The 26239-nt window shown below is 55.7% G+C and carries 29 protein-coding genes, 2 pseudogenes and 2 riboswitches; of the genes and pseudogenes, 10 read left to right on the top strand and 21 right to left on the bottom strand.

Annotated elements, in window-relative coordinates:
- Positions 1–3 precede the first annotated feature (3 nt).
- Positions 4–1107 (bottom strand): glycine cleavage system aminomethyltransferase GcvT, encoded by a 1104-nt coding sequence (gene gcvT, locus BA6348_RS17605; protein WP_005827212.1) that lies wholly within the window; start codon positions 1105–1107, stop codon positions 4–6.
- Positions 1108–1198: 91 nt separating this feature from the next.
- Positions 1199–1315: riboswitch (glycine riboswitch) on the bottom strand.
- Positions 1316–1412: riboswitch (glycine riboswitch) on the bottom strand.
- A gap of 220 nt (positions 1413–1632) precedes the next feature.
- On the opposite strand from gcvT, the gene BA6348_RS17610 reads away from it, so the two are divergent.
- The 3 genes from BA6348_RS17610 (at position 1633) to BA6348_RS17620 (ending at position 5444) form a co-directional block, all read left to right on the top strand.
- Complete coding sequence (locus BA6348_RS17610; protein WP_005827210.1) at positions 1633–3333, top strand: DEAD/DEAH box helicase; 1701 nt, start codon at positions 1633–1635, stop codon at positions 3331–3333.
- Positions 3334–3369: 36 nt separating this feature from the next.
- Positions 3370–4491: a YqhG family protein gene (locus BA6348_RS17615; RefSeq protein ID WP_026557056.1), complete on the top strand. Its 1122-nt coding sequence runs from the start codon at positions 3370–3372 to the stop codon at positions 4489–4491.
- A gap of 104 nt (positions 4492–4595) precedes the next feature.
- Positions 4596–5444, top strand: a complete 849-nt coding sequence (locus tag BA6348_RS17620) for a hypothetical protein (RefSeq protein WP_206699437.1) — start codon at positions 4596–4598, stop codon at positions 5442–5444.
- Between the two features lie 113 nt (positions 5445–5557).
- On the opposite strand, the gene BA6348_RS17625 is transcribed toward BA6348_RS17620, so the two are convergent.
- The 5 genes from BA6348_RS17625 to BA6348_RS17650 form a co-directional block, all read right to left on the bottom strand.
- On the bottom strand, positions 5558–5812 hold the full coding sequence (locus tag BA6348_RS17625) for a YkuS family protein (protein WP_007785290.1): 255 nt from the start codon (positions 5810–5812) through the stop codon (positions 5558–5560).
- Positions 5813–5848: 36 nt separating this feature from the next.
- Entirely contained in the window at positions 5849–6010 is a 162-nt protein-coding gene (locus tag BA6348_RS17630; protein ID WP_005827201.1) for a YqzE family protein, read from the bottom strand.
- A gap of 67 nt (positions 6011–6077) precedes the next feature.
- Positions 6078–6599, bottom strand: coding sequence for a shikimate kinase (locus tag BA6348_RS17635; RefSeq protein ID WP_025843705.1), 522 nt, complete (start codon positions 6597–6599; stop codon positions 6078–6080).
- Positions 6596–8464, bottom strand: a complete 1869-nt coding sequence (locus tag BA6348_RS17640; RefSeq protein ID WP_122953115.1) for a stalk domain-containing protein — start codon at positions 8462–8464, stop codon at positions 6596–6598. The genes BA6348_RS17635 and BA6348_RS17640 overlap by 4 nt, the downstream gene beginning before the upstream one ends.
- Positions 8465–8645: 181 nt before the next feature.
- Complete coding sequence (locus tag BA6348_RS17650; protein ID WP_005827190.1) at positions 8646–9608, bottom strand: helix-turn-helix transcriptional regulator; 963 nt, start codon at positions 9606–9608, stop codon at positions 8646–8648.
- A 146-nt stretch (positions 9609–9754) separates the two neighbouring features.
- On the opposite strand from BA6348_RS17650, the gene modA reads away from it, so the two are divergent.
- Genes modA through BA6348_RS17665 form a run of 3 tightly spaced genes read left to right on the top strand, consistent with a single transcriptional unit; the run spans position 9755 to position 11993 of the window.
- Positions 9755–10567 carry a molybdate ABC transporter substrate-binding protein gene (modA, locus tag BA6348_RS17655; RefSeq protein ID WP_122953114.1) on the top strand — a complete coding sequence of 271 codons (813 nt, stop codon included), beginning with the start codon at positions 9755–9757 and terminating at the stop codon, positions 10565–10567.
- Between the two features lie 22 nt (positions 10568–10589).
- Positions 10590–11273: a molybdate ABC transporter permease subunit gene (gene modB, locus BA6348_RS17660; RefSeq protein ID WP_005827184.1), complete on the top strand. Its 684-nt coding sequence runs from the start codon at positions 10590–10592 to the stop codon at positions 11271–11273.
- 15 nt (positions 11274–11288) lie between these two features.
- Positions 11289–11993, top strand: coding sequence for a sulfate/molybdate ABC transporter ATP-binding protein (locus BA6348_RS17665; protein ID WP_005827182.1), 705 nt, complete (start codon positions 11289–11291; stop codon positions 11991–11993).
- 90 nt (positions 11994–12083) lie between these two features.
- Here BA6348_RS17665 and BA6348_RS17670 read toward each other — a convergent pair whose 3' ends face one another.
- Both BA6348_RS17670 and BA6348_RS17675 read right to left on the bottom strand, forming a co-directional pair.
- Complete coding sequence (locus BA6348_RS17670) at positions 12084–12848, bottom strand: LamB/YcsF family protein (protein WP_005827181.1); 765 nt, start codon at positions 12846–12848, stop codon at positions 12084–12086.
- 160 nt (positions 12849–13008) lie between these two features.
- A complete protein-coding gene (locus tag BA6348_RS17675) occupies positions 13009–13353 on the bottom strand; it encodes a YlbG family protein (protein ID WP_005827179.1) in 345 nt (114 codons plus the stop codon).
- A 77-nt stretch (positions 13354–13430) separates the two neighbouring features.
- On the opposite strand from BA6348_RS17675, the gene BA6348_RS17680 reads away from it, so the two are divergent.
- A complete protein-coding gene (locus BA6348_RS17680; RefSeq protein ID WP_026557052.1) occupies positions 13431–13760 on the top strand; it encodes a hypothetical protein in 330 nt (109 codons plus the stop codon).
- Positions 13761–13774: 14 nt separating this feature from the next.
- Here BA6348_RS17680 and BA6348_RS17685 read toward each other — a convergent pair whose 3' ends face one another.
- Complete coding sequence (locus BA6348_RS17685; RefSeq protein WP_005827176.1) at positions 13775–14230, bottom strand: YlbF/YmcA family competence regulator; 456 nt, start codon at positions 14228–14230, stop codon at positions 13775–13777.
- Positions 14231–14302: 72 nt separating this feature from the next.
- Positions 14303–16210, bottom strand: a complete 1908-nt coding sequence (locus BA6348_RS17690; RefSeq protein ID WP_242507368.1) for a hypothetical protein — start codon at positions 16208–16210, stop codon at positions 14303–14305.
- Between the two features lie 67 nt (positions 16211–16277).
- On the opposite strand from BA6348_RS17690, the gene BA6348_RS17695 reads away from it, so the two are divergent.
- Entirely contained in the window at positions 16278–16727 is a 450-nt protein-coding gene (locus BA6348_RS17695; protein WP_025843700.1) for a protease complex subunit PrcB family protein, read from the top strand.
- Positions 16728–16820: 93 nt separating this feature from the next.
- Here the strand turns inward: BA6348_RS17695 and BA6348_RS17700 are convergent, their stop codons facing one another.
- On the bottom strand, positions 16821–17240 hold the full coding sequence (locus BA6348_RS17700; protein WP_005827170.1) for a hypothetical protein: 420 nt from the start codon (positions 17238–17240) through the stop codon (positions 16821–16823).
- Positions 17241–17442: 202 nt separating this feature from the next.
- Here BA6348_RS17700 and BA6348_RS28050 point away from each other — a divergent pair.
- Together BA6348_RS28050 and BA6348_RS28055 are read left to right on the top strand one after the other, a co-directional pair.
- A pseudogene (locus BA6348_RS28050) lies at positions 17443–17821 on the top strand (ribonuclease J); the annotation flags it as partial.
- Between the two features lie 3 nt (positions 17822–17824).
- The gene (locus BA6348_RS28055) at positions 17825–18124 is read left to right on the top strand and encodes a hydroxyacylglutathione hydrolase (protein WP_122953112.1); all 300 of its coding nucleotides are present in this window, start codon (positions 17825–17827) and stop codon (positions 18122–18124) included.
- 53 nt (positions 18125–18177) lie between these two features.
- Here the strand turns inward: BA6348_RS28055 and BA6348_RS17710 are convergent, their stop codons facing one another.
- The 10 genes and pseudogenes from BA6348_RS17710 to BA6348_RS17755 all read right to left on the bottom strand — a co-directional run.
- Positions 18178–18747 (bottom strand): manganese catalase family protein, encoded by a 570-nt coding sequence (locus BA6348_RS17710; protein WP_005827166.1) that lies wholly within the window; start codon positions 18745–18747, stop codon positions 18178–18180.
- A 20-nt stretch (positions 18748–18767) separates the two neighbouring features.
- Positions 18768–19037, bottom strand: coding sequence for a spore coat protein CotJB (locus BA6348_RS17715; protein ID WP_005827164.1), 270 nt, complete (start codon positions 19035–19037; stop codon positions 18768–18770).
- On the bottom strand, positions 19027–19263 hold the full coding sequence (locus BA6348_RS17720; protein WP_005827163.1) for a spore coat associated protein CotJA: 237 nt from the start codon (positions 19261–19263) through the stop codon (positions 19027–19029). The genes BA6348_RS17715 and BA6348_RS17720 overlap by 11 nt, the downstream gene beginning before the upstream one ends.
- Positions 19264–19403: 140 nt before the next feature.
- The gene (locus BA6348_RS17725) at positions 19404–20447 is read right to left on the bottom strand and encodes a 2-hydroxyacid dehydrogenase (RefSeq protein ID WP_005827161.1); all 1044 of its coding nucleotides are present in this window, start codon (positions 20445–20447) and stop codon (positions 19404–19406) included.
- 18 nt (positions 20448–20465) lie between these two features.
- Positions 20466–21320, bottom strand: coding sequence for a class II fructose-bisphosphate aldolase (locus tag BA6348_RS17730; RefSeq protein ID WP_005827160.1), 855 nt, complete (start codon positions 21318–21320; stop codon positions 20466–20468).
- Positions 21321–21351: 31 nt separating this feature from the next.
- A complete protein-coding gene (locus tag BA6348_RS17735) occupies positions 21352–22110 on the bottom strand; it encodes an SDR family NAD(P)-dependent oxidoreductase (protein WP_026557048.1) in 759 nt (252 codons plus the stop codon).
- A 14-nt stretch (positions 22111–22124) separates the two neighbouring features.
- Positions 22125–23639 (bottom strand): FGGY-family carbohydrate kinase, encoded by a 1515-nt coding sequence (locus BA6348_RS17740; RefSeq protein ID WP_026557047.1) that lies wholly within the window; start codon positions 23637–23639, stop codon positions 22125–22127.
- Between the two features lie 21 nt (positions 23640–23660).
- Complete coding sequence (locus tag BA6348_RS17745; RefSeq protein ID WP_005827156.1) at positions 23661–24923, bottom strand: PTS galactitol transporter subunit IIC; 1263 nt, start codon at positions 24921–24923, stop codon at positions 23661–23663.
- Positions 24924–25073: 150 nt separating this feature from the next.
- Positions 25074–25652 (bottom strand): glycerol-3-phosphate responsive antiterminator, encoded by a 579-nt coding sequence (locus tag BA6348_RS17750; RefSeq protein ID WP_026557046.1) that lies wholly within the window; start codon positions 25650–25652, stop codon positions 25074–25076.
- 240 nt (positions 25653–25892) lie between these two features.
- A pseudogene (locus BA6348_RS17755) lies at positions 25893–26148 on the bottom strand (EAL domain-containing protein); the annotation flags it as partial.
- Between the last annotated feature and the right edge of the window lie 91 nt (positions 26149–26239).

A 26239-nucleotide genomic window follows, 5' to 3' on the forward strand; every position in this document is an offset into this window, starting at 1 on the left:
TGCTTAGTTTTTCGGACGTTTATAAAACGGAGCGGCGACAACCTCTGCTTTGAGGCGTTTTCCGCGAATTTCCACTTCCAGTTGGGTGCCAAGCGCCGCATGTTCGCTTTTCACGAGCGCCAATCCGACGTTTTTCTTCAAGGTAGGGGACTGCGTGCCTGTCGTCACTTCGCCCACCAGCTCTTCGCCGACGTAGACCGGATAGTGCGTGCGCGGAATGCCGCGGTCGATCATCTCGATGCCGACGAGCTTGCGCGGCGCGCCGTTTTCTTTTTGCGCCTTGAGCACCTCTTGGCCGATGAACGGCACTTCTTTGTCCACCTTCACCGCGAAGCCGATGCCTGCTTCAATCGGCGTGATGTCCTTGCTCAGCTCCTGGCCGTACAGCGGCAGCTTCGCTTCGAAGCGCAGCGTGTCGCGCGCGCCAAGTCCGCAAGGCAGAAGCCCGTCTTCCTTGCCCGCTTCAAGCAACGCGTCCCACAGTTCAGCGGCACGCTCTGCAGGCAGGTAAATTTCAAAGCCGTCCTCGCCTGTATAGCCTGTGCGGGATACCAGCGCGGAAATGCCAGCGACCTCTACGTCGCGCTCGAAACGGAAGAAGCCGATTTTCGACAGGTCTGTGGCGGTCAGCTTTTGCAAAATCGACTCGGCCAAAGGCCCTTGAATGGCGATTTGCGCCGTTTGCGGCGAAATGTTTTCAATCGTGACACCCGGAATCAGGTGCTCTTCCAGCCATGCAAAGTCTTTGTCAATGTTTCCTGCGTTGATGACAAGCAGGTAATGGTCGTCCGCGTATTTGTAAACGAGCAGATCGTCGACCGTACCGCCGTCCGGGTAGCAGAGCACGCTGTACTGCGCTTGCCCGACAGCCAGCTTGGACACGTCGTTGGTGGTGACGCGCTGCAAGTATTCGAGCGCACTCTCGCCTTTTACGTCTACTTCTCCCATGTGGGATACATCAAACAGACCTGCTTTCGTCCGAACGGCTTCGTGCTCCTGGCCAATGCTGGAAAACTGTACAGGCAGCTCCCAGCCGCCGAAGTCGATTGTCTTGGCGCCGTATTTTGCGTAGGAATCAAACAGTGGCGTTCTTTTCAGATTGGACATGTGTGGCACCTCCCAAAAACTGTTAGTCGGCATTTCTCCCCATGAAAAAACAGAGGCGAAAAAACGGGTACACCAAAAGAACGGTGCCCATTTCTCCTCCTCTGTCCTTGGTACCTGAGAGTTACCTTGCCAATCAAGCGCGGCGGGGATCACCGCGCTTGCAAGTTTCCCCTTTGGTGGCTCCGATTTCGAGCTCTCTCCAGAGTTGCGTCCAGTAGAGGTTCTTTTGCCTGAGAGATTCACCGTTCCCGGCTTGCTCCTTCGGCGCTGCAGTGGTTCGCGCAGTCTCTCCCTGCTACTATCATTCGCGTTGGTTAGATGGTCATACATAAGTTTTTGCTATGATTTCCATACTAATGAATGAACTTCCTCTATATCCTACCATGAGAGTCCGCCGTTGAAAATATGCAAATTAACAGTCAGATCAAGAAATACTTAACAAAATGATGAACACGATCATAAATGTTAAGTTTTTTGATAAAGCGCATGAAAGTTATGGCAGAGCTGTGTAAAGGAGTAACGTATATGCCGAATATTCCTGTTTCATTTGACACGAGCTGGATATCCCCGCTGACGGAGCGAATGCACGAAGACGGCCCCTGGGACAAGTGGGAGCTGTTCAAGCTGGCGCTGGAAGCGGAAGAGGCCATGGCTGTTCGCGAGTTCGATCAGTTGCAATGCCTGAAATACTTGCCGCTGCTCTCCCCGTTTCCCCACCAGTTGCAAACGGCGGAGCGAGTGCTCAACGACATGCGCGGACGCGCGATCCTCGCCGACGAGGTCGGACTGGGCAAGACGATCGAAGCCGGGCTGATTATGAAGGAGTACATGGTCAGGGGTCTGGCGAAAAAAATTCTCGTGCTCGTCCCCGCCTCCCTCGTCATCCAATGGACGAAGGAGTTGCAGCAAAAATTCGGGATTCCCGCCGTGGCGCAAAAAAAGGAGTACATGTGGCGGCAGCATGAAGTCGTCGTCGCCTCCATCGACACGGCGAAACGAGATCCGCACCGCCGCCACGTCCTCGACATCGACTACGACATGCTGATTATCGACGAGGCGCACAAGCTGAAAAACAAACGGACGCGAAACTATCAGTTCGTGAAGGAAATTCGCAAAAAATATTGCCTGCTGCTCACGGCTACGCCGATCCAGAACGAAATGGACGAGCTGTACAACCTGATTAATTTGTTGAAGCCGGGGCACCTCGGCCACTCCACGTCGTTTTCCTCCAATTACGTCGAAGGAAAGCGACAGTCGAAAAACAGCGACAAATTGCGCGAAGAAATTGAAAAGGTGATGATTCGCAACAAGCGAAGCGACGGCGGCATCCAGTTCACCAGTCGCCGCGTCCAGTCGATTCCGATTGAGCTGTCGCAGGAAGAGATGGAGCTGTACGAGGGCGTCACCCGCTTTGTGCGCGACCAGTACCAGACAGGAGCTGGCCTGTTCAACTCGCTCGCCTTGATTACGTTGCAGCGCGAGGTTTGCTCCAGCAAGGAAGCCTCGTTCATGACGCTGTACAACATGCACCAGCGCACCAGCGAAGACTCCCCCCTGCGCGGCCGAATTTTGGAGCTGGTGGAGATGATTAAGCGGATCGAGACGCATTCCAAGGCGGCCAAAACGGTCGAGCTGATCCAGGAGATCAACGACAAAGTCATCATTTTCACCGAGTACCGGGCGACGCAAAACTACCTGCAAAAATATTTGCATGACCACGGCATTACTTCTGTGCCGTTTCGCGGCGGCTTCAAGCGCAGCAAAAAAGACTGGATGACCGATTTGTTTCAAAACCGCGCGCAAGTACTGATCGCCACAGAGGCTGGCGGGGAAGGGATCAACCTGCAGTTTTGCAACCAGGTCATCAACTACGACATGCCGTGGAACCCGATGCGCGTCGAGCAGCGGATCGGCCGTGTCCACCGTCTCGGCCAGAAGCGGGACGTGCACATTTACAATTTGTCCACCGTCGGCACGATTGAGGAGCACATTTTGAAGCTGCTGTACGAAAAAATCGACCTGTTCGAGATGGTCATCGGCGAACTGGACGACATCGTGGAGCGGCTGAATCTCAACTCGTCGCTGGAAGAAAATTTGACGCAGATCATCATGGATTCCAAATCGGCCCGCGAAATGGCGTTGAAGCTCGACAACATGGGCCACGCCATCCGCGCCAGCAGACAGCAGCACGCATCCCCTGCCCTGTCGGAAGCGGCAGAGCAGTAGCAGAAAAAACGCACACAAGAAAAGAGGTTTCTCCTGATGCAAGCCAACCAGGTCAGGCAATTTGTAGAGCGCTACCTCGCGACTTTTTCCGCGCACATCGTCGAAGCCCACCCGGATTACTTGACGGTCAAGCTTCCGGTCGAGGTCGACAAGGATATCGGCAACCGCCCGTTTTACTGGAGCTGGGTCGACAAAATGAACCTGGCCTACCAGCCGCTCGTGCTCACCTTTGCGTTTCACCCGGACCGGATGCCGGACGGGCTGCGGGCCGAGCATCTGCATCTGGGCGCTGCGCGCATGCAGCAAATTTTTGCCTCGGCGAAAAAGCACGGGCGCTTTTTATGCATGTACGAGCAAAATACCGCTTCCTTGCCAAGCACCGGCAAGCGTCGCTCCACGCCGCTCGTTCCCTGGCTCGGGCTCAACCTGAAAGTATCGCTCATCTGCGACAAACGGCGCGACATCATGCTCTATCTCGGGATCAACCTGCATCAGCCGCGCCTCGTGCACGACTTTTCCTCGTTTTTGTTTCAGTTGACGCTTGCGCCCGCGATCCCGGACTACTTTTACACGCTCGACCGGAAGCTGTCTGTGGAAGACGCGCTGGAGCTGGCCCGGCAGGAGGTCGATGCGATCATCGCGCAGGAAGACCAGGAGTGGGCCGTAGAGGCGCGGGCGCGACTGACGGAGGAGCTGGACATCCTCGCCGCCTACTACGAAGAGCTGGCCCGACGAGAGCCGCCTGCCGAACAGAGCGAGACAGAAGCAGCCGAGGCGGAAGCGGTAGAGTCCCCGGAGCAAAAAGCCTCGATCCCGCTGCCTGCGCGCGACGCCGTCCCCGCCAGGGAGGCTGTTGTCGAAGCTGCGCAGACGCTTGACGAATACCGCTCTTCCGGCGGGCGAATCCTCGACTTTTTACGTGCCAATGGCGTCCAGGTGACGCCGCGCGAGGAAATCAACCAGGAGGAATGGAAAAAAAGCACGCCGGAAGAAGAAAAACAGCGACGGATGGACGAGCTGCGCTGGCAGTACGAGCCGCGCATCGAGGTTCATTTTATTAACGGCGGACTGTTTTACTTGCACTCTGCTCCGCCTGTCATTAAAGCGCATCCGGCAAAAACGGTGCGCCATCTCCCCGCATCCGGGCGAATCATGTAAAAGATCAGCGAGAAGAAGTGCTGCGGAACTGACAAGTTGCAACAAATCTTTTTGTCATAGCTGGTTACAATAGGAATAAGCTTAGCCTGTACAAAAGGTGGTGCATGTTTGTGACCAGACGATTCCTCCCCCTTCTCGGGGTGCTCTTGTCTTTTGCGTTGCTCGCCTGGCCTGTCCACGCAGAGGAGAGCTGGGACAAAGAGTTTCACGCCCAAATCCAGACGTGGATGAACGAACTCGCCAACCGCGATCCGCAATTCAAGGAGTGGCAAAAAGCCGATACAGAAGTGCAGACACTCGGCCCGAATCAACATCAGTGGCTGGTCAGCATCAAAAAAACAGACAGACAGGTAGGGTACCTGGTCGTGGGAGAGGCCGTCGAAGCGCCTGCCCAGGAAAAATTCGTGCTGTTGGAATACGGGGTCGGGGAATACATTTTGTTCGACGATGCCTTTGCCCCGCGGGAAATTGCCGCAGAGCCTGTCTACGACGGATTCGCTTCCTACTGGCTGATCGCCCGCCAGTCGTCGCCGCAACTGGTGAACGCCAAAACAGGCGAAGCGTACCCCGCTTCCTTCGCCGCAAACGAGCCAGTCTTTCGCAGCCTGGCTGCGCAAAATCTGGTACAGACCGGGCAGCGGCTGACAGGGACGCGCATCCTGCAAGGGACGCAAAAAGATCCGTTCGACCAGATCGGCTGGGTCAGCCAGTTGTACGGGGACAGCGCAATTTCATGGCCGCAGTTGTGGCAGCAGCAAAGCGATGCACCCGTGACGCTGACCGTTCCGCTGTACCACTCCCAGGTGCTCGCCCCGTTCGTCGTCGGCTCGCTTCATTTGTGGAACGATCAAAACGCTTACGTGGGAGTATGGGATGAAGGGCTGCGCTTTGTCCCCTACGCTTACGCTGACAAGGTCGGAAAATTTTACGTAGCGGGGCAGCCGCAGAGCTGATCCGTCGCTTTTGGCAAAAAAACAAGCTCCCTGCCAGTCGCTGGCGGAGAGCTTGTTTTTTGATTGGGCTGCGCGCTTGTTCTAGCGAAGGCGCAGCCTTTGGCTATTTTCGATCAATGATGATCGGTTGGGGAAAGGCGTTCGTGTACGGCATGAAAAACTTCATCGGCCGTCATTCCCTCTGCATTGATTACCGACGCACCTGTAATCGTCTTGTTCTGATCGCCCAAGACGTTTATATCCTGACCCGTAATCACGATCGCGTCGACCACCTGTTGCCAGTTTCCCAAATCGACGACATCATAGCCGTTATCGCACAGCATTTTGCGAATCTGGGAAAGGGACTTTTCTACCGCTACTCTCGCCATACGCACCGCACCCTCCGTCCGCTTACCAAGGTAGGATTATTTGCGCCACAACAGCCGGATCGACATAGGGATCGCCCCGAACCAGCGTGCCGACCAAGGCTCACGCGGAGCCTTTCGCTGACGCCGTTCATCTTTTGGCGTATCCATGTACTGGACAAACAATTTCGTCAGGTACTTCAAATACTCTTGAAAGGACATCGCACGTGACCTCCTTCGTACTCGCAGATACACGCCGTCTTTTTTCCGGCAATAGCGCTGTCCTTTTTTATTGTTTCCCGTCTTTTGCGCTTTCAACCACCTGCGCCTTAATTTCGTCCACGATCGCCTCCAGGCTTTTTCCGGTCGTATCCACCTGGATCGGGGCAAAATCGTACGCCCCCGCGCGTTCCGCCATCAATGTTTTCACACGTTCTGCCACCCCGCCGGAAAGCAGCGGGCGCGAAGTATCGTTTTCCAGCCGCCTGATTAATTCTTCTTCGCTGGCATAAAGCGCGATCACGGTTCCTTTTGCCAGCATGATCTCGACATTTTGCTTGCGCAGGACAGCTCCTCCGCCTGTCGTCAAAACTTGCGGACCATCGTCCAGAAGCTGTGACAGCAGGCGGGACTCCGCATCGCGAAAATACGTCTCCCCGTGCCGGGCGAACAGCTCCGGGATGGAGCAGCCTTCCTTTTCGATGATCGCGGCATCCAGGTCATGGTGCGCGATTCCCAAAGAATCGGCCAGCGCGACGCCGACCGTCGTCTTTCCGGTTCCCATAAAGCCGACCAGAATCAAGTTTTTCATTTTGTTTCCGCCACCTTTCCACTCGCTTTTCGCGTTTGAATTTTTACGGTTTTCTCGGCTGGATTGTAGTCCGTATCCCATTCGAATACGTCAGCGAAAAACGACAGCGGCACCATCGTGCGCTCCTTGATTTCCGTCAGCGGATGACCGAGGTCGAGCTTTTGCCCATCGCGGATGGCGAATCGTTCCCGCTCCTTGACGAACACTTCTCGGCCATTGCCTCTTACGCGAATCATCTGCTTTTCCTGATCCCAGCTTATGGCAAGCCCCATTTTTTCCCCCAGCTCGCGCAGCGGCAAATACACCGTGCCGCCTGTCGCCCTGGCCGGAATGGACGGATAAAAGCTCATGTTGTTGATGATCGTCGTGATGTACGGCTCCAGTTGCACAGCGCCCAGGCCTTCGCGATTCGGCTTTTTCGTCGCGTACACGAAGTATTTCGCTTCGCCTTGCAGCGTTTGCCCCAGCGCCTGGTCGAGATGCTCGGCCCCGATCACGCTGCCGTGGTAGTTTTGCTGCACGCGGTGCAGAAAACGTTTGTACGCGTCATCGCCAATCTGCTTGCGCAAATGGTCAAACAGCAGCGCCCCTTTCGAATACCACGTCCAATGGAACTCTTCTTCGGTCGCGAACTTTTGCAACGGCTTGTCCAGGCTGCCGTTGGGGTAGCGCTCCTGCAAGCGGCGGGCGTCGCGATTGTACTCATCGAGCAGCGTGGAGGCCGACTGCGCTCCGTACCGGTTTTGCAAGTAATGGTACACGCTCAGCTCCACAAGCCCTTCGTCCAGCCAGCCGTGAGACGCTTCCAGCGTCGCCACGCTGTTGTACCACCACAAATGGGCGATTTCATGCGGCAACCAGTGGTCGATCAGATTGCGCTGGTACATGTCGCGCTTGAAAATGGCGAGATTGGCGTACTCCATCGCATACGTCGTGCCCGTGCTCGTCTCGGCAATCGCGACGTGCGGATACGGAAGCGGTCCGTACCAGTCGTTGTACGTAGGAAACACCGACTCCGCAATCGTCTTGATCCGCTGGATGTTGCCTTTGTCCACGGACGCAATATCGACAGACAGGTTCGGCCCCATCTGGATCGTCTCCACATGATACAGCGGGCTGCCGACCAAGGCGAAATTGAGCAGCTTTTTGCCCTCGTAGCGGATTAGCTGCTTGCTGCCCTCGACTGCCTTTGTACTGCCCCGGCCCCACGAGCTGACCCAGTTGTAGCCTTTCGGGGAGACGAAGGAGACGTCGTAGTTGGCGTAATGGTAGACGAACGGATCGCCAAAATCTACCCGTTGCGGCGGATCGTACCATTTTCCTTGCTGGTTTTGCGCGCCCAGCATCGGATACCACGTCGTCAGCGTCCAGATGTCGTCCTTGACGCCAAAGCGCGTCCCTCTGCGCGGCACCGGATTTTCAAACTCGATCGCGAGCGTCCCGCGCATTTCCGCTCCCAGCGGGTTTGCCAGCTTGACCGTGGACAGGCCGCGTTCAAAGGCAAGCGGCTTGTCTTTGTAGCGGATCGACTTGACCGTCATTTTGTTCCACAAATAATCGTAGACGTACAGACGCAGGTCTGCCGTCTGCGGATTGTCAAATTCGACCGTCATTTTCCCCGTAATTTTGGCCTCAGACGTATGTAATTCGGCTTGAATCTTGTAGACGGGATGCAAATCCTTCACGTAGGAAGGCAGCGGCGGATCGTATGAAAACGGATCGGCTCCGGTTTGTTCCGCGCCTGTCGCCTGGCTTGTCTCCAACCATTTGGAAATCGCTGGCCAATAGCTGATGATGCCGATAGAGCCAAACATGACCAGAATCGTTACACATACCAATAAACTCGTTTTTTGCAAAGTCTTCATGACAGCCCCCAAAAAATCGCTCGGCTGCAAGCGTTCATTTTTGTTCCATTGTAGCAAATAAAAAACAGAGTGAGTAGAAATTCAGGAGATTCTGTAGAGAAATCGCCATTTTTGTCGATCTGTTTTGCCGCAAATGAAAAAGCCGCCTCCCTGTCAGCAGCTTGGGCGAACGGCGAATTTCCTACCATGTTTCGTATATGATTTTTCCTGTCTGGCTCAGATCGTAGCCGCCGACTGCCTCCATCTCCTTTTGGAAAGCGGCAGAACGCAGAATGTCGAGGACGGCAGCAAGCAAGGCTTCGTTTTCTTTTGTTTTGAGCATAACGAGATCGTACCTTTCCTTCACCATCGGCACGAACTCCACCCCGACCAGACGCGCTGCCTTTTCGATCCCGACGCCTACGTCCGCTTCCTTGCGGGCGACGACTCCCGCCACCGCGAGATGGCTCGTCTCTTCGTGCTCGTAGCCGTTCACGTCGCGCCCTGCGATTTTCGCCAGCCGGAACTGTTCCTCAATCAGCGTCCGCGCCCCCGAGCCTTTTTCGCGATTGACCATCCGCACTCCCGGCTTGGTCAGGTCGGTCCAGGACAAAATATGTTTGGGATTGCCCTCCTGCACGTAAAAGCCGGCCCAGCGCGCCAGCATGTTGACGACGAGAAAGCGATGCCCGGTCAGGATGCGGCGAACGTATGGCACGTTGTACTCCATCGTCTCTCCATCGAACAAGTGGGTGCTGACGATATCGGCTTTGCCCGTGTACATGGCAACCAGGCTGTTCAGCGAGCCGGCGTAGGAGCGAAGCGGCCGCAGCGACAGCTCGCGCTTTTCCAGATGGCTCGCGAGCAAGTCCAGGCTGACATCCTGCCCGCTAATAATGACGTGGCGCGTCCCTGTCGATTGCGCCTGCTCTATTGTCTGTTGGGCTTGTCCCTGCAGCGGGGCGGAATATGCCGCCTGCGCCGGGCGATAGCCGCCTTTTGCCCGCGCCTTGTACGCCTCCAGGTCGCTTTTGTCTACGCGCATCTGCCTGCCGACACGGTAAGCGGGCAGCTCGCCTTTTTTAATCAGATCGTACACGGTCAGCTTCGAGATGCGCAAAAGCTTTGCGATTTCTTCCGTTGTATAAGAATTTTCGTCAGTCATATTTGGCCTCCGTTCCGTTCTTTCCTTTCATTTTCTTTCCATTCTCCTAAATTCGCAATTGATTATTCGCAAGAAGCTACTATAATTCATTTATATCCAGTTATAATTAGTTATAACTAGACATAACAAATGGAGGTCAATTTCCAATGAAAAAGCAATGGCTCGCTCTATGCGCAGCATTCACCCTGATGCTCGGCGCATGCTCGACTTCACAACCCGCTCCGCAGGCGACTGAACCTGCCAAAACAGAAAATGCGCAGCAACAAGCGCCACAAGCGGAGCTGATGGTTTCCGCAGCGGCAAGCTTGACGGATGCCTTAAACGAACTGAAAACTTCTTTTGAGGCCGAAAACCCTGGCACGACACTCACCTTCAACTTCGGCAGCTCGGGAAAACTGGCTACCCAGATTGCCCAGGGCGCTCCTTCTGACGTCTTCCTGTCTGCCAGCCAAAAAGACATGGACGGGCTGGATGAAAAACAACTGATCGTAAAAGATACGCGTCAGGACTTTACCGGCAACGCGCTCGTGCTCGTGGCAGGCAAAGACAGCACGCTTGCCATCAGTTCTTTTGAAGAACTGAACAAGCCGGAAATCAAGCACATCGCAGTCGGCGAGCCGGAAACCGTTCCAGCAGGCCGCTATGCAAAAGAGTCGCTGGAAACGCTGAAACTGTGGGATTCCTTGTCTGGCCGCATGGTATTCGGCAGTGACGTTCGCCAAGTGCTGACCTTCGTAGAGTCAGGCAACGCCGAAGTCGGAATCGTCTATTCCAGCGACGCGGCGATCTCCAAAGATGTGAAGGTGCTCGCGACAGCCAAACCGGAATGGCACAAGCCGATTGTGTACCCAGGAGCGGTCGTCAGCGCTTCCCAGCATCAAGATGCAGCAAAAGCTTTCCTTGCCTACTTGACAAGCGACAAAGGAAAGGCGATCTTACAGAAGTACGGATTCCAATAAGAAAACGGAGGTGGCGAGCGTTATGGAAACCAATTTGACACCGTTGATGCTCTCATTAAAGGTGGCTGCGCTATCCACCTCCTTTGTTTTTGTGCTCGGCATGCTCGGCGCGCGCTGGATGACGCAGAAGGAGTTTTGGGGCAAAAACGTGCTGGAGTCGTTTTTTTTGCTCCCGCTCGTCCTGCCGCCGACGGTCGTCGGCTTCGGCCTGCTATTGCTGTTCGGAAAAAATGGAGTTTTGGGCCAACTGCTGTTCCAATGGTTCGGCATCCAGGTCGTCTTCACGCTGACAGGCGCAGTGATCGCTTCTGTCGTCGTTTCGTTTCCGCTGATGTACCAGAGTGCGGTCGCGGCGTTTACCGGAGTGGATCGCCGCCTGGAAAATGCCGCGCGGACGATGGGGGCTTCCGAATGGCGGGTGTTCTGGACGGTCGCTTTCCCGCTCGCCTGGCCGGGGTTGTTGGCAGGACTTGTCCTGTCGTTTGCCCGCGGCCTGGGCGAGTTTGGCGCCACGCTGATGCTTGCCGGCTACATACCAGGAAAAACGGATACCATCCCGGTCGCCATCTACTTTGCTGTAGAGGCCGGGCAAATGGAAAAAGCGCTGTTTTGGGTCGTCATCATCGTATCGCTCGGCATGGGCACCACGCTTTGGCTCAACTGGTGGAGCCGCCGCAATGTGCGAAGGTACGCCAATCAAAAGTAAGGCAGGGGAACCTACATGCTTTCGGTAACGATTCAAAAGCGTTTGCCTGATTTTTTGCTCGACGTCTCCTTTTCCACGGAACAGGAGATCGTCGTCCTCTTCGGTCCATCCGGCTCAGGGAAAACCACGATCTTGAACAGTATTGCCGGACTCGTGCATCCTGATGAGGGCGAAATCGCGCTGAATGGTCGGACTTTTTACAGGCAAGGGCAAAAACCGCTCCCCGTGCAAAAGCGCAAGGTCGGCTATTTATTTCAGGACTACGCGCTGTTCCCGCACATGACGGTCGCCCAAAACATCCGCTACGGCTTGAAGACGGGCCATGAGCTGCATCTGGAGCCGCTCTTGTCTACGGTCGGGATCGATCATCTGCTGGAAAAGTACCCGCATCAGCTCTCCGGCGGGCAAAAGCAGCGGGTCGCGCTCGTCCGGGCGCTGGCCACCGAGCCGGATATTTTGCTTCTGGACGAACCGCTCTCCGCGCTGGACGCGGACACGCGCAGGCAATGCCAGGATGAGCTGCTCCGGCTCCATGCCATGTGGCACATCCCGTTTCTGCTCGTCACCCACGACCGGGAAGAAGCGGAAAAGCTGGGAGACACGATCCTGCTTTTGGAAAACGGAAAAATCGTCGAGCAAACGAAGCAAAACGGCCAAGACCGTTTTCCCCTCTTGTCGGGGGACAAACACGCTGACCGCATGCGGTCGCAGCCACTTTGATGAAAAAAGCCAACGGCAACGTCCTCTTCCTGACCGGATTTGGCGTTGCCGTATGGCTTTTTATGCGGATTGCCTGGCACTCTGGCGAGCCTAGCGAGCGCTGATCGGCTCGATCTTCACATCGTTTTGCTTCGCCCATTTGTGCAGTTCACCCAAAAACTGCAAAATATCGTGGCTCTCGTGATGAACGCAAAGCGTATCTGCCGCCAGATCAATGTGCTGGCCGTTCACGGTCTTCACTCGCTGCTTCAGGACGAGCTGGCGCGTCTGCTCCATCCGCTCTTCCTTGCTGATGAGCACGCTGCCCTCCAGCTCGCGGGGAGCGAGACGGCCATTCGGCAAGTACGCCCGCTCGGCAAACACTTCCTCGGCCACCTGAAGCCCGTGCTCCAGTCCGGCCTCGACCAGCTTGCTGCCGGACAGGGCGTACAGGATCAGCTCCTCGTCGATGTCGGCTACCGCCTGAACCACCGCCTCGGCAAGCTCCGGCCGCTCCGCCGCTTCGTTGTACAGCGCCCCGTGCAGCTTGACGTGATGCAGCTCGCCACCGAGCGCCCGCGTCATGCCGGAGAGGGCTGCCACCTGATACAGCACCAGCTCATACACTTCGTTGACGGACAAATTCATCGAGCGCCGTCCAAAGCCTTGCACATCCGGGTATCCCGGGTGCGCTCCGATTTTTACGTCGTGCTTGAGCGCTGCCTCAATCGTTCTGCATATGAGATGCGGATCACCTGCGTGCATGCCGCAAGCAACATTGACGGAGGTGATCCATTTCATAATTCCCAAATCCTCTGATTGTCGTCCCCTGCTGAAGCCCTCGGCCATGTCGCAGTTAATGTCAAGATGAATCATGTATGTACGCCCCCACCTTTCCTCTCATGATCTATGTACGCGTGTTGAAAGCGCATTCATTGGCACTACTTCTGGTGTTTTCCTATTCCTCTAGCATACCATGTACGGTGGCCGAGCAAAAGGAAAAAAGCTGCCGAAAACTGGCAGCTTGGTGAACATCTTATGTCGAACCTACGGTCGCTGGGCTGCTCTCATCTGCCATCAGTGTCTCTGCCAGCGCCATCACTTGATTTTTTTCCTGCTTGTAGTCGTATTCCTTCGCCTTGTCCGGTCTTGCGTTGTTGTACTCGACCGGAATCTCGTGACGATGGGAGCGCTCGATTTTGGTCACGAAATGCAGCTTCTCCATGATGCGGATCGTTTCATCCAACATATTCGCATCAACGTACATCGAAACGTAATTTAACCGTTTGGAGATGTAATGAATGGTGCCAAATTTGCGTAAATTTTTGGCCGCACGCGTGTTTTTTACCCACACCGCAACACCCAGACGTCGTTCTCTCATGTAAGCCGTTGGTCTCCTTCCCCATCATGGTATAATCACCTGTAAACGCCTGTTACAGAAAGGAACTGTGGTCTTTTATGCTGGCTACGTTTTATCGACGCTTCGAGGAAGCACTGCACCAGGAAGGCATCGTCACAAAAAGCGGCTGGCGCACCCATGCCGGCCAACGCTTCTTCTATGTAAGCAGCGCGCTCCCCGCTTCCAGCCTGACCGAACGGCTGATGGAAGCGGGCGAGCGACTGACCACCGGTACCAAGCTAAAGCCCGAATGCATTTACGTGCGCTCAGGCGACGACCAGCACGTGTACCGCTTTCGCTTTCTGGTCCCCAGTGAAAAGCAGTTTTGCTGCGGCAACCTGTGCGAAGACTGTTTTCTGCTGCGGGAAAAATCTCCGCCGCAAAGCTAAGCCTCGCTTGCGAATCAGGAAGACTTTTTCACGCTGCAACCGCAGCTTCCGCCCGTGCCGCAACCGCTTCCTTGCGCTTCGAGAAACGGATTGTTGCTCGGCACCTTGATCGTGTCGGAGACAGAGTGGGCGATCGTTCTGCTCACCTGGTAGAGCAGTTCATCCAGCGCGTCCTCTGCCCGCTTGAAGGCTTGCACGGAATCGCGCAGCTCGATCGTCCGCTTCAGCTCGCGGACTTCTTTTGATATATGGTTGTAATCGGGATGGTACTTCCCGAACCGTTGGACATCCTCGTACTGTTCCTTTTTCTTTTCGAACAGCAACAGGAGGCGCTGCACTTCCTCGTCTGCCTCCATCCGGCGCTTGGCCTCCAAGTATTCCAAGACCTCGCGCGATTGGTTAATCATGGTGGACAGCTCGTGCGACTCCATAATAAGCTGTGCCATATCCACAGTCTCTACTGCTTCCATTGAGCGAGACCCCCTTTCACACTAAAGGCGTAAAGCTTTTAGTCCCTTCTGATTGTACCACGATCCACATTCCTAGTACAGATAGTCAGGCACCACAATGCGCACTCGGCCGATCTCGTCAAGCCTGTACGGACGCTTTCCGTGCGGCCCGCTGATCGTGACGAGCCAATAGCCCATTTCCAGCTTGACCTCCACGGGCAGCCCGCGCAGCTTCTCCTGGTTCGTCAACTGCACTTCCACTTCCAACTGCAGCTCGGTCGCGCGTTTCAACAGATCGCGCAGCGACTGCGGGTGATACGATTGGAAGTGCTGCGTCCACATTTTGGGAAGCGTCGACAGTTGCGGCATGGCTTCGCTTTGGGCCGGAAACGTATTTTCGATGGCGTAGCCGTCCCACGGGCGCTCGATGACGAGCAGCCCTCTGTCGGACGATTGGGCGTCCTCGTGCGTTTCTTGCGTTTCTTTCGCTTCCGCGGACTCCGCGTGCAAGACGACGTGCGGCTCGTAGCCGTAATGCCTGAGCAGCTCGACCAACTGCCTTTTTTGCGGGAGCGGAATAAAAAACTCCGTCGGCGAGAGGACGTGCTGCAAAAAGGGCTGAAAGTCGGGGATTTGCCGCCATTCCTCCACGAATCCGGCATGTGCGGTCCTGACGCAAAAAAACGGCTCCAGTTGAATTTGCGTAGCCGTCTTCGCCCAATGCCCGATGACTTCGACGAGCCCCTCCGGCAGCGGATGGGCGCAGGCGACCCGCAGCTTTTCCATGACCAGCTCTTCGCTGCCGCCGGAAGCGAGGTACGTTTGCAGCAGCTTCGCTTGCAACTCTCCGCGAATCAGTTGCCCATCGAAGCGCAACTGACAAAACTCGCTGATCTCCCACACATCCCGCAGCGGAACGAGCGGCGGAATCGTCAGCGCTCCCGTCGGGTCTACGAACCAGCCCTCTTCCGCCGTCAGGTGCGGCAAGCTGTTCCACCGCCAGAACAGGCGCTCCTGCTCGTCTGCCCCAAGCTGCACCCAGCCCAGCCCGAGCAAGACGTGCAGCCACTGCTCCACAATCAGCCTGTCTGCCTCTTGCGGCAAGGCAAAGCCCGCTGTCTCTAGCATGCGCAATTGGCTGTCAACACAACACCATTGATCCAGCGGAACCTGTCTCATCATCTGGGCAAACGCATCCCACCAATCGCCGTGCGGCAAAAGCTGCTCCGCAACCAACTGGTACAGCTCTTCCCACCGCTCAGGCGCCGACTTGTTCAGCCAGCGCCTGATCTGGAAGGAGTCGAGCGCCATGCTCTTGTCCTTGCGCACTACGAGCCCGAGCCGAAAAGCCAGATCGAGGACAACCGTCAGCGCGAGCCCCTCTCGCTGCTCTTTGTCCAGCGGCGCAAGAGTGACGCCCTGCACGTGCTCGTCTGTCATCGACAAGAGCGGAACCATTTTTTGTATCGCCCTGCGGTGAATGCTTCCTTTTTGCGTCACCGGCACCTGATTGTCGCGGATGTACAGGAGAAGCCCAAAAAGATCCAGATGTATCCCCCTGCCGGCTGGTATATAATAAGGGAGCGTTTTGGACAAGGACACATACGCCGCGGATGAGTCCGGCAACAGTTGAAGCGTCAACTGCTCGCGAATTTCCTGCGGCATCACATAGCCTATTTCACTCCACATTTTGCGTACAGTCAAAATCAGTCCCAGGCGGCGCAGCTTCGTCAGGCCGACGGACAAGTGTCTGTGCTCTTTTGCCGTTTCGCGTTCCCAGGAACGCTTGCTGAAAAATCCTCTCGTCGCCTTGGTGATGAACAGCTTGATGACCGTTCGTTCCAGTTCGTCGGCCTGTTCCCACACCTGCTGCAAAAAGCGGGAATCCGCCAGCCTGGACGACAGCTCCTGATCTTCTGTTTCGATGCAAAACCGCTTTTGTTGTTCGTTCAGAATCGCTTGTCTCGTTGCTTCGGACAGGTATTCCAGCGAATCCTTCACACGCACTCCTGTCACCTCAGTTTTTATGATCTCATCACGATTACTTTTACCAATTGGAGGGAGATTGATGATGAATATATTCCCTGGCTTGTTGCTCGCTGCTTCCCTGTGTGTCACTGGCGCTACGTCCATGTCTCTTCCACATCCTACCGCATCTGCGCCCGCAGGAAAAGAGGTTGTACCGTCCGCTGTAGAGACTGTTCCATACGAAGCTGTCGCCGCTCCGTATCCGCCTGCTGTGACGGAAGCGTTGAAAAAAGTGCGAAAAAGCGGCGGACACACGGTCGTGCGCGCAAACGGCAAAGCTTATGTCGTCATCGGCGCGGGACAGAAGCCGACCGGCGGCTATCGCATCGTAACCGACCAGGTCAAACGGACAGGCCCGCACGGCTTTACCGTTCGCGTGCACGTGCAGCCGCCTGCTCCGGGTGCCTTGAAAACACAGGCGATCTCGTACCCGACGCTCGTCATCGCCTTGCCGGACCAGCAGGCACAAGTGAGCGTGCACATGCGCTAGCCGTTCCTGTTCATGATAAAAGCCGACAATTCGAGTGCCCATGGCGCTTTCCTGTCGGCTTTTTTCTATGGAATCCAATCGACTAGGCAAGCATCAAGGCTTGACCTCGATGCTGAAGCGCTCGGATACTCCATACGATTCATGGTTATTGTGGGCCAGTTCGACCGTGATCTCGTGCTTGCCACTCGGAATGTCTTTCAAGACATAGCTTGGTTCAAACACTTTCGCGATCTTTTTCCCATCCAGATACAAATGGACGTGGCCTTCGCCGTGCTTGTTTTCTTTCCCCATGTTCTCCAGGGAAAAGTTGAAATTCGTAACGGCCAGCTTGAGTTGCAGGTCATCCTGTTCAAGCGAGTGCGCGACTTTTAGTGTAGGCGCTTCCTGATGCGCCTCTGCCTGTTCGACAGCCACGTTCGTCTGCGTATCGTCCTTGGAGTAGACGAACCACTCGACAACCGCTGCGATCGCGATCAGCAGGAACAAGCGGAATATCAATCGTTTGCTTTTCACCGGGACGGCTCCTTTCCAAATTCAGTCATCCCACATTGTGCCCGATTGCTCCCGTTCTCATTCACGCTGCTGTGCTGTTGGCTTCCTCGCCGTTTCCCCGTCTGGCTTTCATACATAATCCTTCTTTCTCGCGCAAAAAGTAACCCCTTATCATCACATGGTTTTCGGGAGGTCATGGTTCGGTATGAGTACACAAAACGGCACGCGCCTGACGCTCGGACTGATTGAAATCAAGCTGAAGAGCACGGCTTGCTGCAGCAGGCAGAGCTGGTTCAAATCGACCGCAACGCCAAGCTCGCACTGGGCGCCATGACCGCCAGCTTTTTTCAGACGAACCACAGCATTCCTGATTGCCTTGGCGTCGTTTTCGACACGCCGGAAGGCAAAGTGGTATATTCCGGGGATTTCAAGTTTGATCTGACCCCTGTCCACAAGCAGACCCCCGATTTGCACGAAATGGCCGCCATCGGTCAAAGCGGCGTGCTCGTCCTGCTGCGGAGAGCACGAATGCCGAACGCCCGGGCTTCACGCCTTCGGAAAAGCTGGTCGGCGATCATCTGCGCGAGGCGTTCGCGCTGGCCATTTTGCGCGACCGCAAGCATCTGTCTGAGGACGGCATTCTCGTCGTCACGCGCAACAAAACAGACGGAAAAATCATTTCCGGTCCTGACCTCATCTCGCGCGGGTTTGTTTACGGCCCCGATTCGGATGGGCTGATTGACGAGGCCACGCGGATCGCGGCAGCCGCGATTGAGGATTTGCAGGACGAGAGCATCACCCAGTGGAATCGCTTGAAGCAAGCGCTGCGCGAGTCGATCGGGCGGTATTTGTACGCGAAAACAAAGCGCAGGCCGATGATTTTGCCGATTATTATGGATGTGTAGCAAAAAAGAGAGCGCCAAGGCTCTCTTTTTTTGATCGGGCTTGACGTGCGCTGTTAAAAAATCGTCTTGCGCCCTTGTTCTTCTTTCAAAATCTCCACCGCTTCCCGGAAGCGCAGCGAGTGGACGATTTCCCGCTCGCGCAAAAACTTCAGGCTGTCCTGCAGGTCGACGTCGTCTGTCATGTCGATCAGCCATTGGTACGTGGCCCGCGCTTTTTCCTCTGCGGCGATATCTTCGTACAAGTCTGCGATCGGATCGCCCTTGGCCGCGATATAGGTAGCCGTCCAGGGAACCCCTGCCGCATTGTTGTAAAAAAGCGCCCGGTCGTGGTTGGCGTAATGCGCGCCAAGCCCGGCTTCCTCCAGTTGTTCGACCGTCGCGTCCTTGGTCAGCTTGTAGACCATCGTCGCGATCATTTCCAGATGGGCAAACTCTTCGGTCGCAATGTCGGTCAACAGCCCGATGACTTTGTTCGGAATCGTGTAGCGCTGGTTCATGTAGCGCAAGGCCGCCGCCAGCTCGCCATCGGCACCGCCGTATTGCTCCGTCAAGTATTTGGCCATTTTCACATCGCATTTGCTGACGCGAACCGGATATTGCAGCTTTTTCTCATAAATCCACATCGTCTACGTCTCCCTCATTTCTACACTTGCCATGGCCAAGGCTCGTCGTTCCACTGCCACGGGTATCCGGAATAGCTCCGCCCGAAATTTTGCAAGGGGCCGTAATGCTTCTCGTACTCATTCGCCAAAGCCCAACGCTTTTCTGTCAGATCGTTGAACTGTTCAATCGCGTTGACATCGGTTGGATGCGTATCCAGGTACAGATTGAGCTCGACCAGGACAAAATCGATCTCCTGCAGTTGCTGTAACAGTGCGTAATATTCTTTGCCTCGCTGTTGACTATGTGCCATGGGAACCCTCTCTTCCTACGTAATCCTGCTGCGGATTGTAAGGACTGTACAGAGACGGCCACAATGTGCCTGCCCGTAATGCCTCGGCCGGGGAATACTGTGGCAGGTCTGGCGGCTGGAACGTGATAAACAACTGCGGAGGAACCGCGTATGTTTTGACCCGAATGGGCGGACAAGGATCGTATGGGCTGACGTAAGGAAACCAGATACGTGTTTGCGAGTTCAACAGATGACCTCCTCCATGCGCATTTTTCTCGTTCGTCATGGTTACCATATGCCGCCCACCCAGCAAGCGTGATAAATGTCCCGCCATGAAAAAAAGCCTTTTGTTCATCAAGTTGCGATGAACAAGAGGCCAAGCGTGATCTACGGCAGCCGCGGCTGTAATCGGTTGACGATCGGCAGCTTTTCTTCGCCTCGCACGATCGCAGCCAGGTAGCCTGCCATCTGCTTGGGACTGTTCGTAAAAGCGTCTCTCGTGCTGCCCGCCATATGCGGGGTAATCGTCACATTGTCCAGTTGCAGCAACGGATCGTCTGCTGCCAGCGGCTCGTTGTCGAATACGTCCAGGGCGGCGCCTGCGATTCGCCCCGCTTGCAAAAATGACACCAACGCTTTTTCGTCAATCAGCCCGGAGCGTGCCGTATTAATCAGGACGGCGTTTGGCTTCATCAGCGCCAGCTCCGGTGCCCCGATAAAATGGTGCGTCTTTTCCGTGAGGCGCAAATGCAGGGAGACGACGTCCGCGCGCTGCAACAGTTCGTTCAGTTCCACCTTTTGACAAGGTTCGGGCACTTGAGCGATGTACTCGTCGTACACGAGGATGTGGCAGCCCATGGCCGTCAAAAAACCGGCGATCAGTTGCCCGACATTGCCATAGCCGATCAATCCTACTGTTTTTCCATACAATTCGGGAATCGCGTCGCTGTTCGGAAACGATTTTCGCCACTCCGCCTGTTTGAGTGCCGCGTGCGCGCGGGCGATGTTTCGCACTTCTGCGAGGATCAGCCCGAGCGTAAACTCCGCCACGGCCCGGGCATTTCGGCCTGGCGTATTCAGTACGCTGATCCCCCGTTCGTTGGCTGCCGCAATCGCCACATTTTCCGTGCCGCCGCGCAAAATCCCGATGACCGCAAGCTTGCTCGCCGCTGCGATGATTTTCGCAGAGACCGGCGCGAACTGCACGATGAGCACCTCGTACTGCTCGATTCCCGCAAACACGTCGTCCGGCATGGTCACCGCCTCCGGCCCGTGCAGCTCTACCGCGAGATTGTCTTTTTGCAGCTCTTCCAAAGAGGCGTGCTGCCATTCCCTGACCTCTACGTCCCAGCCCAGCTTTTCCAGCTCTCCAAGTCCTTCCGCCATCTCGCGTGCAGGAATAAACCGATCGGCAATCGCCAATACTTTCATCTCTCTCACTCCTATCCGTTACGCTCTGCCATTTGCGCCCAGCATGCGAATTTTTTGCTCCACCGTTTGCTCCAGCTCTTGTCTGATCGGCAAAAACATTTCTTCCGGCAGCGGGTCGATCCTGGTCATTTCCGCCGCAGCCCGCTTCAAGCCTTTTGCCATCGCGATCCGGCAGTCGGCGTACAGGTTCACTTTGCTGATTCCGTGCTGCACGACTTCCTGCACCTGGGCATCCGGCGTGCCCGAGCCGCCGTGCAAAACGAGCGGGACAGGGCTGACCAAATTGATCTGCCGCATCCGCTCTACGTTCAGCTTCGGCTCCGCCGTATAGACGCCGTGCGCTGTTCCGATGGAAACGGCTAGGGCATCGACACCTGTTCGCTCGACGAACTCCGCTACCTGATGCGGCTCGGTCAGTTTCGACTCGGTGCCGTACGTGCCGCCCAGCTCGTTGCCGCCGACGTGCCCAAGCTCCGCCTCCACGCTGATGCCGTGGGGGTGCGCCAACTCTACGACCTGTTTGGTCAGCGCTACATTTTCGGCAAAAGGCAAGCTCGATCCGTCGATCATGACAGATGTGAAGCCGTGGGCAATCGCTTGCTTGACCAACTCCGTGTCCATCGCGTGATCGAGATGCAGGACGATCGGAATGCGATAGGCAGGGGCAACTGCCTTGATGTACTCTGCCAGGAAAATGAATCCGTTCGGCTCCTTCAGGTTGTGCTCCAGGCACATCAGGATGACGGGCGATTGCAGCCGCTCCGCCGTATCGAGAATCGTCCGCACCATAATATCGCCCACGCAGTCAAAGGCAGGGACGGCGTACTGATTTTCTCGGGCATCGTTTACGACTTCGTGCAGTGTGGTTAACATCTTTCTTCCTCCTATCCTTTCGTACAGCTCTTTATCTCATCAGCATGCCGCCGGTGGCATCCATCGTCGCGCCCGTAATGTAGTTCGCTTTTTCCGAGACGAGAAAAGCGGCGATATCGGCAATTTCTTCCGGCTTGGCGACACGGCCGAGCGGGATCCGGTTGACGTAGTAGTCTTTTTTCAGCTCCAGGTCGGCCTTAATCATGTCCGTCTCCACGATGCCAAGCGCGAGCGCGTTGACGTTGATTCCTTGCTTCGCGACCTCGCGGGCAAGCGAGACGGTAAACGCGACGACTCCCGCTTTGCTCGCGGCGTAATGCGCATGGCCTGTCGTCGAGCCGTGGAACGCCGCTTGCGAGGTCACGTTCAAAATTTTGCCGCGGCGTTTTTCGGCCAACAGGTGATGGACAAAGCTTTGGCAAGTGAGAAACACCGAGGTCAGGTTCACATCCATGGTGTGGTTCCACTCAGCAAGCGAGATGTCCGTCACCCAGTTTTTCGGCCACACGCCAGCGTTGTTGACCAAAATGTCGACGCTGCCGAAAGCTGCGGTCGCTTCCGCCATCAGCCGGTCGCACTCTTCCTTTTTGCCGATGTCCGCTTGAATCGTGATACACTCGCCGCCTTTTTGCCGGATCAGATCCGCTGCCTCATTCGCGCTGTCGGCGCTGCGGTTGTAGTTGATGACGACTTTTGCCCCTTCTTTCGCAAGCGCGAGAGCAATGGCCCGCCCTACGCCGCGGGAAGCTCCGGTAATGATTGCGCTTTTTCCTTTGATGCCGAAGTCCATGTCGATTCCATCCTTCACGAAAGTTTTTTCCACAGTGGCTGCAACGCTTCCAGCACTTCCAAATACGCTTGGTACTTCTGCTCGTAAATGGCCTGATGCTGTTCGTTTGGCGTGTACGTCTTGCTGATTTTCACCATCGACTGCGCCGCTTCGGAAAACGACGCGAAATGCTTCGTCGCGACCCCGGCGCAGATGGAGGCCCCGAGCGTGCCTTGCTCTGTTCCTTCCACCACCTCGACGGGCAACTGCAAAATGTCTGCGAACATCTGCATCCATTCCTCCGACCTCGTGGCCCCGCCAGCGAGACGCACAGCTTTTGGCCGGGAGCGGTGAACGAGCAGCTTGTCGATGTGCTGGCGATGGCCGAAAACGACTCCTTCGTACAAGGCTCTGACCATATGCGCTTTCGTATGCCAACCGTTCAGGCCGATAAAGCACGCCTTGGCGTTGGCATCCACATTGGAGCCGAACAAAAACGGGAAGAAGACGATATGCGAATCCTCGGGCTTCGTGCCTGCGACCATCTGGTTGCAAAGCTCATACACGCTGATGCCCTGCTTGGCGGCCGCGTCGTGCTCCTGGCTGAAAAACTCGTTGGTGAACCACTCCAGGTTGCTCGCCGAGGTCGGACTACCCTCCAGCGTCAGCCAATAGCCGGGGATGCAGTAGATGGAGGTCATGAACAAGTCTTTGTCCACCACTGGCTCCTTCGTGATGTACTCGTTGATGCTCCACGTCCCCGCGACGACGCACAGTTTGTCTTCGTCCGTCACGCCCGAGGCAATCGCGGAGGCGTCGATGTCGAACAGTCCTCCAGCCACCGGTGTGCCCACGGCAAGCCCCGTTTCCCGCGCCGCCTGCTCCGTCACATAGCCGCAAATGTCGGCGGAGTATTTCACCGGGGGCAGCTTGTCGAAGATTCCTTGCAAGCCAAAATCGGCAAGCAGTTCGCGGTCGTAAGCGACTTCTTTAATGTTGAACAGGTTCGTGCCGGAAAGATCGGTCACTTCGGCGTACGCTTCCCCCGTCAGCCGATAGCGGATAAAGTCTTTGCACATCAGAATCCAGCGCGCTTTTTCGAGCAGCTCGCCTCGATGCTCCTGCAGCCAACGCAGCAACGCGACCGGCTGACCAGCCCAAATCGATTGCATCGTCTTCGGCAGGACGCGCTCCGCCGTTCCGTCCGCGTACCACTGCTCGACCAGATGCTTGGCGCGCGTATCCGTCGAGACGATTCCGTTTCCGACCGCCTGCCCTTCGCCGTCGACGAGGTACAGTCCGTTTCCGTGTCCGGTCACTGCCAATCCCGCCACGTCGTGCGGATCAATGCCCGATTGCCTGAGCACATCGGAAATTACGGCCACATTGGCTTTCCACAGCTCCTCCATGTCTCGCTCGGTATGTCCGGGCTGCGGCATCAGCATGGCCGTTTTCCGGCTGGAGACAGCTACCTCCCGACCGTCGATGGTGTACACCGCTGCTTTCGTGACCGTTCCCCCATTGTCAATGCCAATCAAAAATTGTGCCACGTTCTCTCCCCCTTAACGGTTTCATGCAAAAATTGAGGCCAGCTTGATGAGCAGCCAACCAAGCGGCGTCGTTGCTCCGCCGACCAGGTTAGCCAGTTCTGTCGTGGCGCTGACTCCTTCCGGCAGCGAGACGTTCACCAGATTGGCCGCGGTCGTGTACAGCGGGGCGATGCTCGTTCCGGCATAGAGGACGAGCGCGACCATGACCAGCCCCGAAATAAACAGGCGGACGAGGTTTTTTTGCAAATACGGAGCCGCCATCGGAATCAAAAACACGAGCGACGCCAAGTCCACGAACGGCAGCACCTTGTTGCCCGGAAGCAGGATGGCGAGGATCAAAGCACCCGGGATCAGCAGCAAGCCAGTGGCGAGCACGGCAGGGTTTCCGATCAGCAAGGCCGTGTCCAGACCAATGTAAAACTCCCGGTCCGGGAACCGCTGTTTCAAAAACGCCTCCGCTGCTTTGCGCACGATTTCCAACCCTTCCACCAGCACGTTAATCATCGCAGGCAGCAGCACCATGACCGCCGCCACTTTTACACCGAGCGTCAAAATTTCGGCAATCCCGAAGCCCGCCAATATCCCGAGCAGAACGCCGAGAATCGTCCCCAAGGTGAGCGGCTCGCCCATCACTCCGTATTTTTTGGTGATTTCTTCCGGATCGGCTTTGATCGTCCGCAGGCCCGGAATTTTTTCGATGATCCAGTTCACTGCCATCCCGATCGGCACGTAAATGGCCGAAGTGGCATGCGCGAACGAGACGCCTTTCAGATCAAATTCCTTTTGGATTCGCGGGGCGGTGACGTCTGCGATCACGATGGCAATCAAAAAGTGGATCAGCGCCGCAATCGTTCCGACCACGACACTGTTGGTCGCCGCGTAGACGACGCCCCCGGTCAGCATGAAGTGCCAGTAGTTGAAAATGTCGATGTTGACCGTTTTCGTCCATTTAAACATAAGCAGCAAAATATTCAAAATTACGGCACTAAACACAACAAACGGAACAATCGGCGTCCCCCAGCCAATCGTCGCTCCGACCGGCCAGCCCGGGTCTACGACCGTCAGCGACAGGCCAAAGCGGCTGACCATCGCTTCTGCTGCCGGTCCGAGCGTTCCGAGCAACAGGCCGATGACGAGGTTGATCCCGACAAACCCGATGCCTACCAGCATGGATGCTTTGAAGCCTTGCCCGACTCTCACCCGAAAGATCATCGCCAGAATAAAGAAAATAATCGGCATCATGACTGCTGGACCAAGCTGAATCAAAAATTGAATAACCGCCATTTACGTTTGCCTCCCCCATTTGTTTTTTGGCTTGCACAAGCAGCACTCGTCGGGTGCACCACCTCCTTTTTCGCAAACAAAAAACCCTACACAGAGCTAGCGCCTTTTCGCACTAACTCTCTGTAGGGTTTCGCATCTACACATAACCCGTTACTGTATTTTGTTGTACATTGTATTCCACAAATCCCGCTTGCTCGTCGTCACGCCGTTAATCCCGGCGTCGAACAGCTCGTGGATCACTTCCACCGAATCGATAAAACCGCCCGCGAGAATCGGCACATTTTTGACCGCCCGAAACTGGTTGAGAAACGGTTTGGCGAACGGGCCGGGAAGAATCTCGATCGCATCGAGTTCGCTCATTTCAAGACCTCTCAAGCCGTTTTCCAGCGAGCGCGAGTCGAGCAAAAAGAAGCGATGAATCCCGATCAGGCCGACATCTTTTGCCCGATTGACGATCTTGGCATTCGGGGAGATGAGTCCGTCCACCTGAAACAAATCTTTGAGCAGCTTGATGCCGATTTGGTCTTTGTTCAACCCGCCGATCAAGTCTACGTGCACAATCACTTTTTTCCGCGCTTCGTGGCACTTTTGCGTCAAGCTCTTCAGATTGCCGATATGGACATCCGAGAGCAGGATGATGGGCGCCTCACTCTGCAATGCAAACTGAAAATGGCGCAGGTCCCTGACAGAAGGAATTGTGACGTGATTAGAAAAAAATGCATTCGCCATCTGGGAGGCCCTCTTTTGACATTTCGTTGTTGATTGTTAATTAAAGCGCTTTCGCCATTATTTAATAACAGAATTTTTGGTTTGTCAACCGTCTGTAATAAAAATCTTCCCACTTTTCTGCCCACAACCTTCGCCCCGTAAAAATCGAGGCCAACCCGAAATCACAGGTTGGCCCAAAGCGCACGGCAAACGCCCTCGTCGAAGTTTTTGCCGCTGAAAAGAAGCCGCCTGCCAGCCCAGCTACTTGCGACTGTCCAGAAGGCGCGAAGGCATGAAAAACATTTTCTCCACATCGTCCGCTGACAGGGGGCAGGCGAAGTAGTAGCCCTGGATTTTTGCAGTCATTCTCCGTCAAAATGTCCAGTTGGTCTTTCGTCTCGATCCCTTCCGCAATGACGTCGAGCTTGAGGTTTTGCGCCATGGCGATGATCGTGGACACGATTGCCCGGTCGTTTTGGCTTTGCGAAATATCGGTAATGAACGAGCGGTCAATTTCTTCCGTGATGTCTTTGATGATGATGTGCGTCCCCATCAATTCTCCCGCGATGTCGACGGGAACCTTCATGACGCTCAGCTCGATGCTTCTC

The sequence above is a fragment of the Brevibacillus agri genome (genome assembly GCF_004117055.1).
Lineage (GTDB): Bacteria > Bacillota > Bacilli > Brevibacillales > Brevibacillaceae > Brevibacillus > Brevibacillus agri.